The sequence below is a fragment of the Arthrobacter sp. JUb119 genome, from assembly GCF_024807995.1.
In the GTDB taxonomy this organism is placed as follows: Bacteria; Actinomycetota; Actinomycetes; order Actinomycetales; family Micrococcaceae; genus Glutamicibacter.
On the sequence record NZ_JANUFE010000007.1, the window covers coordinates 129466 to 141196 of the forward strand.

The window sequence follows — 11731 nt, forward strand, 5'->3', positions numbered from 1 at the left end:
TTCTGTGGCGCATGCGTCGACAGTTTAGATTTCCCTCCTGTGAATCGCCCGGAAAACCTCCGCCGGTCCACTTTTGGCAGCAGGCCTTCCTTGGCCTTGCATGTTGCGGACTTCCTCCTGGCTCGGCGAAACCCAACGCCTGAAGCAGGCGTGCGAATCAGAGAGAAAGTTTGAATATGTCCGTAACTTTTAGCGCCCTCGGCGTGCCCGAATACCTGTCGAAGGTCCTTGCTGCCAGCGGAATCGAAGCCGCTTTCCCGATCCAGGAAGCCACCTTGCCTTCGACCTTGGCCGGCGGCGACGTCCTGGGCCGCGGCCAGACCGGCTCCGGCAAGACTTTGGCCTTCTCGCTGCCCCTGGTAGCCCGGCTGGCAGATCGCCCACAGCGCCGCAAGGCCCGTTTCCCACGCGCGCTGATCATGGCTCCAACCCGTGAACTGGCGACCCAGATTGCCAAGACCGTTGACCCCCTGGCAAAGGCCGCAGGCCTGCGTACCACCGTGATCTACGGTGGCGTGGCCCAGAGCCGCCAGGAAAAGGCCATGAGCGAGGGCGTGGACATTGTCATCGCCTGCCCGGGCCGCCTGGATGACCTGATCAAGCAGAAGGTCGTGGACCTGTCCCAGCTGGAAATCTCCGTGCTGGATGAAGCCGACCACATGGCCGACATGGGCTTCCTGCCTGTAGTTCGCCGCATCATGGACCGCATGCCAACCGGCATCCAGCACATGCTGTTCTCCGCTACCTTGGACAACGGTGTGGACAAGGTGGTCAAGCGCTACCTGAGCAACCCGACCATTCACTCGGTGGATGCACCCAAGGCCGCTGTGAACACCATGGAGCACCACGTCTTCGTCATCGGCAACGATGATAAGAAGGACCTGATCCGCGTTCTGGCCCAGGGCACTGCCCGTCGCATCATGTTCATGCGCACCAAGCACCACGCCAAGAAGATGGCGCTCACCCTGTCCAAGGCTGGCGTTCCGGCGGTAGACCTGCACGGTAACCTCTCGCAGAATGCCCGTGACCGCAACCTTGCTGCTTTTGCTTCAGGCGAGGCGAAGGTTCTTGTCGCCACCGACGTTGCCGCTCGTGGCGTGCACGTTGATGGTGTGGAGCTGGTTGTCCACGTTGATCCACCAGCAGAGCACAAGGCCTACACCCACCGCTCCGGCCGTACCGCACGTGCGGGTTCGGATGGAACTGTAGTGACCATCTGCACCCCTGATCAGCAGGGCGACGTTTCGACTTTGCTGAAGCAGGCCGGACTGAAGGTGCCTTTCGAAAAGGTCAACCTGAATTCTCCGGTTGTGGCCAAGGTCGTCGGCGAAGTTGCCGAGCCGGTTGCCTACGTTGCTCCGGTTCAGCAGAAGCGCAATCCTGCCAAGAGCAAGCCTGCCGGTGAAGGTGCCGGCCGCGGTGGCCGCGGCCAGCGCCCGGCGCGTGGCGCCAAGCCAGCTGCCGAAGCCCAGGGCCGTGGCGGCGAACGCCGCCGTACGGAACGTGACGGCGCTAGCCAGGGCGAGCGTCCAGCGCGCAGCGCTCGCGGTGCGAACACCGACCGTCCAGCCCGCGGCGCACGAGGTGCCAACGCTGAACGCCCGTCGAGCCCTTCGCGCTCACCGCGAACCGGCGGCCGCAATGCCGCTGGCGGTGCAACCGGTGGCCGTTCGCGTGGCCCGCGTCGCGCATCGAGCCCGGCTGGTCGCGGCAACTAGGCGCTGGCACTAATCCTTGCGGAGTACTCCCTCGCATCCATCCCAATGGATGCGGGGGAGTTTTGCGTTAAACCCGGGAATTTGCGCGTCAAAAGTTTAGATCTGCTGGCTGATCCCGTTTCGACTAGGCGATACATAGGATTGAAGCAACGAGCCGCCGATTAACCTTCACCGCTTCAGGAGCACCAGCCATGATTGAATCCCTGCAGAATTTCGCCGCGTCCTTCCCGGAGCCACTGCAATTCTTGGCGGTTGCCTTGCTAGCTGCCATTCCGCTGATCGAGTCCTACTTTGGTTCGGCCATTGGCGTGGTCATCGGTGTTCCGGTGGTTGCTGCCATCGCCACCGCCGTGATCGGCAACGTGATTTCCATGCTGTTGTTCGTCAACAGCGCCCACGCCGTGCGCAACAAGGTTCGCAAGGGCAAGGACTCGGAGAAGAAGGAACGAAAGTTCGAGAAGCTGCGCCGAGCTTTCGATAAATACGGCATTGCCGGGGTGAGCCTTCTGGGGCAGACCATCCTGCCTTCGCAGGTGACCTCGGCTGCCTTGGTCTCCTTCGGCGCCAATAAGCAGAAGGTGATCATCTGGCAGATCATCTCGATTATCTTGTGGGGCACCGCGTTTGGCGTTCTGGCTGCCCGGGGAATTAGCCTGATGGGCTAACCGGAACTCGCTGAAAGCGAACAAGCCGTCCTCGAATGACCGAGGACGGCTTGTTTTCCAGTGGCTATGGAATGCCAAGGGATTACTTGCGGCGTCCAAAAGCAAAATAGGCGATGGGGCCAAGGAAATTGATCATGCTGGCCGCTGCCCATGCCGACTTTGGACCCTTGACCTGTTCGGCGGGGCGCTTGTGCAAATCCCGCAGTGCCGCAACCATCAAGGTCAGCTCGGCAATTGCCGCAGAGGCGACCGCGATCTTTCCGCCCGGTGGCAGATCCTGAAACTTGCGCTTTGTTTCCATGAGGTGGCTCCTAGCTGCCGCTTTTCCCGCCCGCTGGAAGCGTTGAAAGCGGATGAATGAAAAATTTTTTCAGGACGGGAATTATTCTCTCACCACCGCAGTTGAAATGAGCAGAACGCAAAGTTGAGTCACCTTCGCTCAAGTTGATTTGACAGCCGAAAGCGGCTGAGTAAACTTGAGTGCAGAACGCTCAATGAGGATAAATGTCCTCAGCGTTAGTACTTTCAACCAAGGCAAAGGAGAGCCATTATGTCGCGTGCCGTAGGTATCGACCTAGGAACCACCAACTCCGTCGTTTCCGTGCTCGAAGGTGGTGAGCCAACCGTTATCGCAAACGCGGAAGGCAACCGCACTACCCCGTCGATCGTTGCTTTCTCGAAGAGCGGCGAAGTCCTGGTTGGCGATATCGCCAAGCGCCAGGCCGTCAACAACATCGACCGCACCATCGCATCGGTCAAGCGTCACATGGGTACCGATTGGACCATTGACGTTGACGAGAAGAAGTACACCGCTCAGGAAATCTCGGCTCGTACCCTGATGAAGCTGAAGAACGACGCTGAGTCGTACCTGGGCGAGAAGGTCACCGACGCGGTGATCACCGTTCCTGCATACTTCAACGACGCAGAGCGCCAGGCCACCAAGGAAGCTGGCGAGATCGCCGGCCTGAACGTCCTGCGCATCGTCAACGAGCCAACCGCAGCTGCGCTGGCTTACGGCCTGGAAAAGGGCCAGGAAGACGAGCTCATCCTGGTCTTCGACCTCGGTGGCGGCACCTTCGACGTTTCCCTGCTGGAAGTCGGCAAGGACGACGACGGCTTCTCGACCATCCAGGTCCGCTCCACCGCAGGCGATAACCGCCTGGGTGGCGACGACTGGGATCAGCGCATCGTGGATTGGCTGCTGGCCCAGGCCAAGGCCAAGGGCGCGGACCTGTCCAAGGACAAGATCGCGCTGCAGCGCCTGAAGGAATCTGCTGAGCAGGCCAAGAAGGAACTGTCCTCGGCTACCAGCACCAACATCTCGCTGCAGTACCTCTCGGTGACCCCGGAAGGCCCAGTGCACCTGGACGAGCACCTCTCGCGTGCCAAGTTCCAGGACCTGACCAAGGACCTGCTGGAGCGCACCCGCAAGCCATTCAACGACGTCATCGCCGAGGCAGGCGTCAAGGTTTCGGACATCGCCCACGTGATCCTGGTTGGCGGTTCCACCCGCATGCCAGCCGTTGCCGAACTGGTCAAGGACCTGGCCGGCAAGGAAGCGAACAAGGGCGTGAACCCAGATGAGGTTGTCGCCGTGGGCGCAGCGCTGCAGGCAGGCGTGCTGAAGGGCGAGCGCAAGGACGTTCTGCTCATCGACGTCACCCCACTGTCCTTGGGTATCGAGACCAAGGGCGGCGTGATGACCAAGCTGATCGAGCGCAACACCGCGATCCCGACCAAGCGTTCGGAGACCTTCACCACCGCCGAGGACAACCAGCCTTCGGTATCCATCCAGGTCTTCCAGGGCGAGCGCGAGTTCACCCGCGACAACAAGGCGCTGGGCACCTTCGAGCTGACCGGTATCGCACCGGCTCCTCGCGGCATCCCGCAGGTTGAGGTCACCTTCGACATCGACGCCAACGGCATCGTGCACGTATCCGCCAAGGACAAGGGCACCGGCACCGAGCAGTCGATGACCATCACCGGTGGTTCCTCGCTGTCCAAGGAAGACATCGAGCGCATGGTCCAGGAAGCTGAAGCACACGCCGAAGAGGACAAGGCACGCCGCGAGGCCGCTGAGACCCGTAACGCCGCTGAGCAGGCTGCCTACTCCGTAGACAAGCTGATCAAGGACAACGAAGACAAGCTGCCTGAAGAGGTCAAGACCGAGGTCCAGGCTGACGTCGACGCCCTGAAGGCTGCCCTGGAGAAGCAGGACAACGACGACGAGGTCAAGGCCGCGTTCGAGAAGCTGCAGGCATCGCAGACCAAGCTGGGCGAGGCAATCTACGCCAACGCGCAGGCCGAGGGCGCCCAGGCTCCTGAGGGCGAGCAGGCACCGAACGCTGATGAAGACATCGTCGACGCCGAGGTCATCGACGAAGACGAAGCCGACAAGAAGTAAGGAGTTTAGGAATATGTCCGAGGCAAAGGACCAGAACGAGAACTCCGGCCAGGAGCCGGAGAACCAGCCAGAGGCCGCCAACGAGCAGCCAACCGCTGACGCCCTGGGTCAGGCCGAGGCGATCCTGAACGAAGCTGCTGCTGGCGCTGAAGCCGATTCGGCGCAGCCGGAAGAGGCCGGTGCGGTGGAAACCGAACTGCGCAACGACCTGCTGCGCCTGCAGGCCGAATACGTCAACTACCGCAAGCGCGTGGAACGCGACCGGGCCGTAGCGCGTGAAAACGCCGTGCAGTCCGTGCTCAACACCCTGCTTCCGGTGCTTGACGACATCGATGCGGCACGAGCCCACGGCGACCTCGCCGACGGCCCGTTCGCATCGATCGCCAACAAGCTGGATGGAATTCTGGCTCAGCATGGCCTGGAGCGCATCAACGAGGCCGGCGTGGAATTCGACCCGAACATCCACGAAGCCCTGCTTCGCCAGGCTGTTGACGAGATTCCAGCCGACCACGTGGGACAGGTGCTGCGCACCGGTTACCGCAAGGGAACCATCATCCTGCGTGCAGCTCAGGTGCTGGTAGCAACCGGCGAATAGCCACGAATAGCACAATCGATACTGCCCACTGCCGAGTCTTCGACAGTGGGCAGTGTCGAATTGGCACTGAAAGGATGGGGCCCTGATGGCAAGTCAGGACTGGATCGAAAAAGACTTTTACGCCATTCTGGGCGTCTCCAAGGACGCCAGCGAGGCGGACATCAAGAAGGCGTACCGCAAGCTTGCGCGCAAGTACCACCCGGATACCAACCAGGGTGATGCGGCCGCTGAAAAGAAATTCAAGGACATCTCCGAAGCCAACTCGGTGCTTTCGGACAAGGAAGAGCGCGAGCAGTACGACGCGATCCGCGCCATGGGCGGCGGAGCGCGATTCTCTGCTGGTGGCGGACCGGGCGGCCCCGGCGGGCAAGCCGGCTTCGAGGACATCTTCTCCAACCTCTTCGGAGGCGGCGGAGCGGGCGCACGTGGCCGCGGCGGGCAGCCGGACTTCTCCGACCTCTTCGGTGGTGGCGGCGGTTTCGGTGGCGGCGGCTTCGGCCAGAGCGCACCACCGCGCAAGGGTGCTGACCGCACGGCGAGCACCACGATTTCCTTCTCCGGATCAATTAAGGGCACCACCATTGGCCTGCGCGAGCAGAATGGCGCGGTCATTGACGTGCGCATACCGGCGGGCATCAAGGATGGCCAGTCGGTGCGCGTGCGCGGCAAGGGCCAGCCTGGTGCTGCCGGCAACGGCGACCTGCTGGTCAAGGTCAAGGTCAGCGAGCACCCGTTCTTCAAGCGCGAAGAGAACAACATCCGCATCCACGTGCCGGTGACCTTCGCTGAAGCGGTGCTTGGAGCAAAGATCCACGTACCGACCCTGGACGGGGATTCCGTTGCGGTGAAGGTTCCCGCTGGATCCAACTCCGGGCGCACCTTGCGTCTGAAGGGCCGCGGCGTGAAGACCTCCAAGGCCACCGGCGATCTGCTGATCGTCCTGGATGTCGCGATTCCGCAGAACCTCTCGGATGCTGCAAAGAAGGCCGTGGAGGACTTCGCATCAGCCACCGAGGGCGAGGATCCACGAGTGGATTTGGCTGCCAAAGCCAAGCTCTGAACCCAATAGGCTGTCTTCCCTGCCCCGTCATCGAATTGGCTGGGCAGGGAAGATAGACTCGAAGGCAATAGGGACCGAATCCAAGGTCCTTGCAGAAAGGTGGTAGAAGCAACGTGAACGGGGAGTACCTGCGACCTGTCTTCGTCATTTCCGTCGCCGCGCAACTTGCAGACATGCATCCGCAGACGCTGCGCCAGTATGACCGCATTGGTTTGGTTTCGCCCAGCCGCCAGAGCGGAAAGCAACGCCGCTACTCGCAGCGCGACGTATCACTGTTGCGCCAGGTGCAGGCCCTGAGCAAGGAAGGCGTCTCGCTCGAGGGCATCAAGCGCATCCTGGACCTGCAAGATCAAGTCGCCTATCTGCAAACCGAAGTCAATGGGCTTCGCCAAGAACTTTCCGCCGTACGCCAGGGCCAATCTCGCATCTTCGCTGCGGGCACCGCTGGAGGCGACATCGTTTCGTTGGCTAGGGGCATGCGCCCTGAACGCCGTGAACCGACCGTGACGCTGTTTACCGCGCGCCGCGCTATCGGACGCTAGATCCGTCCGTGCCGGGCCAAGCGCGCTTCCAATTGGGTGCGCACGGCAGGCCATTCGTGCGGGAGTATTGAGAACATCACCGTATCGCGCAGGGTGCCGCTCTTTGGATCATATTTGTGATTGCGCAGCACGCCATCCTGCTTGGCGCCGAGCCGTGCAATCGCGGCGCGTGAAGCGGCATTGTGCCAGTGCGTGCAGAAAGCCACTGAATAGCAATCCAGTTCCTCGAAAGCCCGGCGCAGCAGCATGAACTTGGCAGCTGGATTGATCCCGGTGCCTTGGGCTGGCATGGCCAGGAACGTTGAGCCGATTTCCACGCGGTGATTTGCCGCGTCGATATTCAAGTAAGTCGTGGCCCCCACCGCTTTGCCGGTGGACAGGTCGATGATCGCAAAGGGAGCCATCTCGCCAGTTTCCTGCAATGCCAAGCGGCGCTGGATATCCAAGCGCATGGATTCGGCCGATGGAGTGGTGGCAAACCACGCTTCATCCAACTGGCCGTTGGCTGCGAGCTGGATCAGATCCGGGGCGTGGTCCATTGACAATTGTTCTAGCCGCACCCCGGCATAGTCCATTCTCGGAGCTTGGGCGTAGTGCAGACTTTGCGCAGAAGAAGAGGCCATGGAATCCATCCTATGGATTCCATGGCCTCTTCAATGCTTTATTTCGGCGACTAGCCGATGCGGGTGTACGCCAGATCGAAGACCAGACGACCAGCCTTGAGCGCCTTGCCTTCGAAGCTGGTCAGGATCCGGCGCTCGAAACGCGGGGCCCAGCCACCCTGGGCATCGGTGAATTCTGGCTCGGGGTCGAAGCCTTCCATGCCCTCGCGGCGCACCTTGGTCAGGTTGCTCTCAGTGCCGGACAGATTGCCATGATGCTGGTTCTCGAAGTCCGGATGGGCTTCGAGGACTTCGCGCATTTGCTCGGCGTAGTTGGACCAGTCGGTGGCCAAGCGCAGGGTGCCTCCCGGCTTGAGCACGCGGGAGACCTTGTCCAGGAACGAGGCCTTGATCAGGCGACGCTTATGGTGGCGCGGCTTGTGCCATGGATCTGAGAAGAAGATCCAGATCTCATCGGCGCTGTTCTCGTCCAGCATGACATCCAGAACCTCTGGGGCATTGGCCTGCACTGCGCGGACGTTGGTGATGCCGAAAGACTCGACCTTCAGCATCAGCTGGGCCAGGCCCGGACGGTAGACCTCAACGGCGAGGTAGTTGCGCTCGGGATCATCCTTGGCGGCGTTGGCGATGCATTCGCCCAGGCCGGTGCCGATCTCCACGATCAGCGGTGCGGTGCGTCCGAAAGCCTCGGCAGGATCGAGCTGGAAGTCATCGGCAACCGAAGTGTCGGCGATCTTGCGGGGCGGCTCAATGACGTACTGATCGGCATTGCGCTCCCAGGCGCTGGCACGGCGGCCCTGCAGGCGGTTGCCGCGGCGCACGAAGGATACCGGCTCGGCACGGAAAAGGTCTGGGTTCCTAGGGGCAGTGCCGTGGGCTGGGCGCTGCTGCTCGCTCGATTCGCTCATGATGATTAATCCTATCCGAGCAAGCTGCTTCGATGCTTGCCGAACGGTAGGGGATTGGACACCCCTAGAAGAAAATCGGGGGGATCCCCGATGGAGTAAAACAGGCAAAAGACAGAGAATATAACCATGACTGATTTAGTGCGCGGTATTCTCAACATTATTTGGCTGCTTTTCGGCGGCCTGTGGCTGGCCTTGGGCTACGTGTTGGCAGGCATCATCTGCTGCGTGCTGATCGTGACCATTCCATTCGGCATCGCCTCGTTCCGCATTGCCGGCTATGCGCTGTGGCCGTTTGGCCGCACCGTGGTCGACAACGGCCCGGTAGGCGCGTTCTCCACCCTGGGCAACATCATCTGGATCATTTTTGCTGGTATCTGGATTGCCGTTGGGCACGTGGTAACCGCGATCCCGATGTTCATTTCGATTATCGGCATCCCGCTGGGGATCGCAAACTTGAAGATGATCCCGGTTTCCCTGATGCCTCTGGGCAAGGTCATTGTGCCTTCGGACTATTTCATCGGCGGTGTTCGCCGCTAGGCTGCGCCAAGACAGCGAATGGCTGCCAACCCTTGATGGGGTTGGCAGCCATTCGCTTTATGTACGAACCTGATCAGCTCTTGAGGTACTCATCGTGCTGGCGGTGCGCTTCGGCGACCTCGACACGGATCTTGTCCACGTCCTTGGCCTTGTCGCGGTACTTCTTTTCCATGGTTTTCACATACGCTTCTTCCTCCACCAAGGCGCGGTAGATGCGTTCGCGTTCGACCGCGTCCGAGGTGTAGCTCAGGTCGTTGTAGCTGTTGGCATGGCGGCGCAGGTTGCCGATGGCAGTCTGGGCCTTGCCTGCCTTGCTGAACAGCGAAGCGAGAATTGTCAGCACCAGGACGCCGATAATGACGCTCAGCGACAGGCCGGTGCTGATTTCAATGACCATCACGTGCTCACCATCATTGATGAATGGCAAGTTGTTCTCGTGCAGTGCATGCAGGATCAGCTTCACGCCGATGAATGCCAGGATTGCTGCCAACCCGTAGGACAGGTAGATCAAGCGGTCCAGCAATCCGTCGAGCAGGAAGTAGAGCTGGCGCAGTCCCATGAGCGAGAAGGCGGTAGCCGTGAACACGATGTAGACGTTCTGGGTGAGTCCGAAGATCGCAGGGATGGAATCCAGAGCGAAGAGAATATCGGTACCGCCGATGGCCACCATGACCAGCAGCATCGGAGTCAGGACCTTCTTGCCATCGATCTTGGTGAACAGCTTGTCGCCGTCATAGTTGTCGGTAGTGTGGAATAGCTTCTTGGCGATCCGGATGATGAAGTTGTTGGCCTCTTCGGATTCGTCATCCTTCTTCAGCAGGTTGCCTGCGGTCAACAGCAGGATCAGGCCGAACAGGTAGAAGACCCAAGCGAACTGGTTGATCAGCGCCGCGCCGACAAAGATGAAGGCGGTACGTGCGATCAGCGAGAAGACGATGCCGAAGAGCAGGACTTTCTGCTGGTCTTCGCGGGGTACGCGGAAGCTGGCGATGATAATCAGGAAGACGAACAGGTTGTCGACCGACAGGGCCTTCTCGGTAATGTAGCCGGCAAAGTACTCGGCACCCATGTCGATTCCGCCGAAGACCAGCACCAGCACACCGAAAACGAGGGCCAAGCCAACATAGATGCTGGACCAGATCGCTGCTTCACGCAGCGATGGAACGTGGGCCTTGCGGATGTGGAAGAAATAGTCGAAGGCCAGAAGGGCGAGAATCACGACAATCGTGATGCCCCAAATCATAGGGGAAACTCCCATAGGGATTCCTGCTTTCGTAAGTAGCGCGCGAACGCATCTGAGTAAGTCTCTTCACCGACCCCGGGGCTGGCCGCAAAACCCGGCAGGACCATGAAGTCCTGCGTATTGACGGATTCAACGATTATGAATACTCCCTTACGTTCTACCAGCTTATCCCGATGCGGTGCTTCTGGAAAAATCTTGGTCCGTGGATGTCATGATGATCTGTAATGTACTTTGTCTTTGTGCAGTTGGGTAGGCGTCAATAGCAATTCGAAGAATGCACTTCGCTTGGAGCAACGTGGGCTAGGGGCAGGAACTAGGCGCTGCTAGAGCGACTTGTGCATCTTGATGCTGGTGGTTTCATATCCAAGCGATTCATAGAGGCCGCGAGCGCTCTGGTTGAATCCGAACACATTCAGCCCCAGGGTACGTGCGCCGTGGGCACGGGCGTATTCTTCGGCCAAATTCATGGCCTGGCGTCCGAACCCCTTGCCGCGGTGCCCGGGGTCGACAACTATGTACCAAACCCACCATGAAGCCGGATCGCCTGAGGTGTCGTGGCCGATCCAGACATAGCCCACATCGCCGAAAATGCCATGCTCCAGGGTGAATACCGCATTGGTGCAACTTGGCAATCCGGTGGGAAAGGCCCGGGTCATGGCCCGGTCTGCATCTTCCTGCGCCTTGTGCTGGGAACTGCCAGCGGCAACAAGGTCCGATACGTACTCGGCGGTACTTCGTGCCATCCACGAATGGAATTCTTCAGCGGGAAGCGGGTGGAGTTCTAATGGCATGCCCGGAGTCTACCGGTTGAGGGCGGCACGCTATTTCCGCGCGGCCAGGATTTGTTCACGCAGGATATCTGCGTGTCCGCAATGCTGTGCCAGTTCACGCAGCATATGCAGCTGGATCCAGCGCAGCGGCAGCGGTCCACGCCGGTTGCCTGAGAAGACGTCATCTCCTGTTTTGCCTTCGACTGCTTGATGCGACAGTTCGATGGCTTGGGCATATTCGTGCCGAATCGAATCGATGGTGTCGGAAGCCTCCAAGTCGAATGATTTGCTGGGCGAAGAGGCAATGCCCAGCTCTGCACGGCTGCGGCCGGTGGCTGCTTCACCGAACCAGACCCGTTCCACGAAGATCGCATGTTTCACCAGCCCGAGCAGCGTGGTCTTGGATTCAACCAACTTCAATCTGGCTTCGGCTTCACTCAGTCCGCCGGTGCAGGAAAGCAGCATCTGCCGGTGCTGATCGATGAAAACTTGGACCATATCATCGTGGGTCAGTGAAAAAATGTCTTTGGAATCCGGGTTGGCCATGCTTTATCTTAAGTCGGCAAATCGTTAGTGACAAGGGATTTTGCCTCTGGGGCAAGTGAAATAGAAAATCTTTCGAAAATCTTGCTCTAGCTGGAATACGAAGAGTGCGAGTAGAGTTGA

13 protein-coding genes are annotated in these 11731 nt (G+C 60.0%); 7 read left to right on the plus strand and 6 right to left on the minus strand.

The window, feature by feature from the left end; genetic code table 11:
* The first annotated feature begins 176 nt into the window (after positions 1-176).
* On the plus strand, positions 177-1718 hold the full coding sequence (locus M2368_RS16615; protein WP_402695834.1) for a DEAD/DEAH box helicase: 1542 nt from the start codon (positions 177-179) through the stop codon (positions 1716-1718).
* Between the two features lie 191 nt (positions 1719-1909).
* The gene (locus M2368_RS16620; RefSeq protein ID WP_105657003.1) at positions 1910-2383 is read left to right on the plus strand and encodes a small multi-drug export protein; all 474 of its coding nucleotides are present in this window, start codon (positions 1910-1912) and stop codon (positions 2381-2383) included.
* Positions 2384-2465: 82 nt separating this feature from the next.
* Here M2368_RS16620 and M2368_RS16625 read toward each other — a convergent pair whose 3' ends face one another.
* Entirely contained in the window at positions 2466-2684 is a 219-nt protein-coding gene (locus tag M2368_RS16625; RefSeq protein ID WP_402695836.1) for a PLD nuclease N-terminal domain-containing protein, read from the minus strand.
* Positions 2685-2933: 249 nt separating this feature from the next.
* On the opposite strand from M2368_RS16625, the gene dnaK reads away from it, so the two are divergent.
* The 4 genes from dnaK (at position 2934) to M2368_RS16645 (ending at position 6984) form a co-directional block, all read left to right on the plus strand.
* Positions 2934-4787, plus strand: coding sequence for a molecular chaperone DnaK (gene dnaK / locus M2368_RS16630; RefSeq protein WP_105657001.1), 1854 nt, complete (start codon positions 2934-2936; stop codon positions 4785-4787).
* 13 nt (positions 4788-4800) lie between these two features.
* The gene (locus M2368_RS16635; protein WP_105657000.1) at positions 4801-5382 is read left to right on the plus strand and encodes a nucleotide exchange factor GrpE; all 582 of its coding nucleotides are present in this window, start codon (positions 4801-4803) and stop codon (positions 5380-5382) included.
* An 85-nt stretch (positions 5383-5467) separates the two neighbouring features.
* Positions 5468-6442, plus strand: a complete 975-nt coding sequence (locus M2368_RS16640) for a DnaJ C-terminal domain-containing protein (RefSeq protein ID WP_498724747.1) — start codon at positions 5468-5470, stop codon at positions 6440-6442.
* 113 nt (positions 6443-6555) lie between these two features.
* Positions 6556-6984, plus strand: a complete 429-nt coding sequence (locus tag M2368_RS16645; RefSeq protein ID WP_105656998.1) for a heat shock protein transcriptional repressor HspR — start codon at positions 6556-6558, stop codon at positions 6982-6984.
* Here M2368_RS16645 and M2368_RS16650 read toward each other — a convergent pair.
* Together M2368_RS16650 and trmB are read right to left on the minus strand one after the other, a co-directional pair.
* Positions 6981-7607 (minus strand): GNAT family N-acetyltransferase, encoded by a 627-nt coding sequence (locus M2368_RS16650; protein WP_105657088.1) that lies wholly within the window; start codon positions 7605-7607, stop codon positions 6981-6983. The two genes, M2368_RS16645 and M2368_RS16650, sit on opposite strands and share 4 nt — an antisense overlap.
* A 50-nt stretch (positions 7608-7657) precedes the next feature.
* A complete protein-coding gene (gene trmB, locus M2368_RS16655) occupies positions 7658-8515 on the minus strand; it encodes a tRNA (guanosine(46)-N7)-methyltransferase TrmB (protein WP_133833561.1) in 858 nt (285 codons plus the stop codon).
* Between the two features lie 126 nt (positions 8516-8641).
* On the opposite strand from trmB, the gene M2368_RS16660 reads away from it, so the two are divergent.
* Positions 8642-9052: a YccF domain-containing protein gene (locus M2368_RS16660; protein ID WP_105656996.1), complete on the plus strand. Its 411-nt coding sequence runs from the start codon at positions 8642-8644 to the stop codon at positions 9050-9052.
* 73 nt (positions 9053-9125) lie between these two features.
* On the opposite strand, the gene M2368_RS16665 is transcribed toward M2368_RS16660, so the two are convergent.
* From M2368_RS16665 to M2368_RS16675, 3 genes are all read right to left on the minus strand, one after another.
* Positions 9126-10310: a TerC family protein gene (locus tag M2368_RS16665; protein WP_498724748.1), complete on the minus strand. Its 1185-nt coding sequence runs from the start codon at positions 10308-10310 to the stop codon at positions 9126-9128.
* Between the two features lie 308 nt (positions 10311-10618).
* Positions 10619-11086 carry a GNAT family N-acetyltransferase gene (locus M2368_RS16670; protein ID WP_402695841.1) on the minus strand — a complete coding sequence of 156 codons (468 nt, stop codon included), beginning with the start codon at positions 11084-11086 and terminating at the stop codon, positions 10619-10621.
* A 30-nt stretch (positions 11087-11116) separates the two neighbouring features.
* On the minus strand, positions 11117-11611 hold the full coding sequence (locus M2368_RS16675) for a DinB family protein (RefSeq protein WP_133833563.1): 495 nt from the start codon (positions 11609-11611) through the stop codon (positions 11117-11119).
* Positions 11612-11731: the final 120 nt, after the last annotated feature.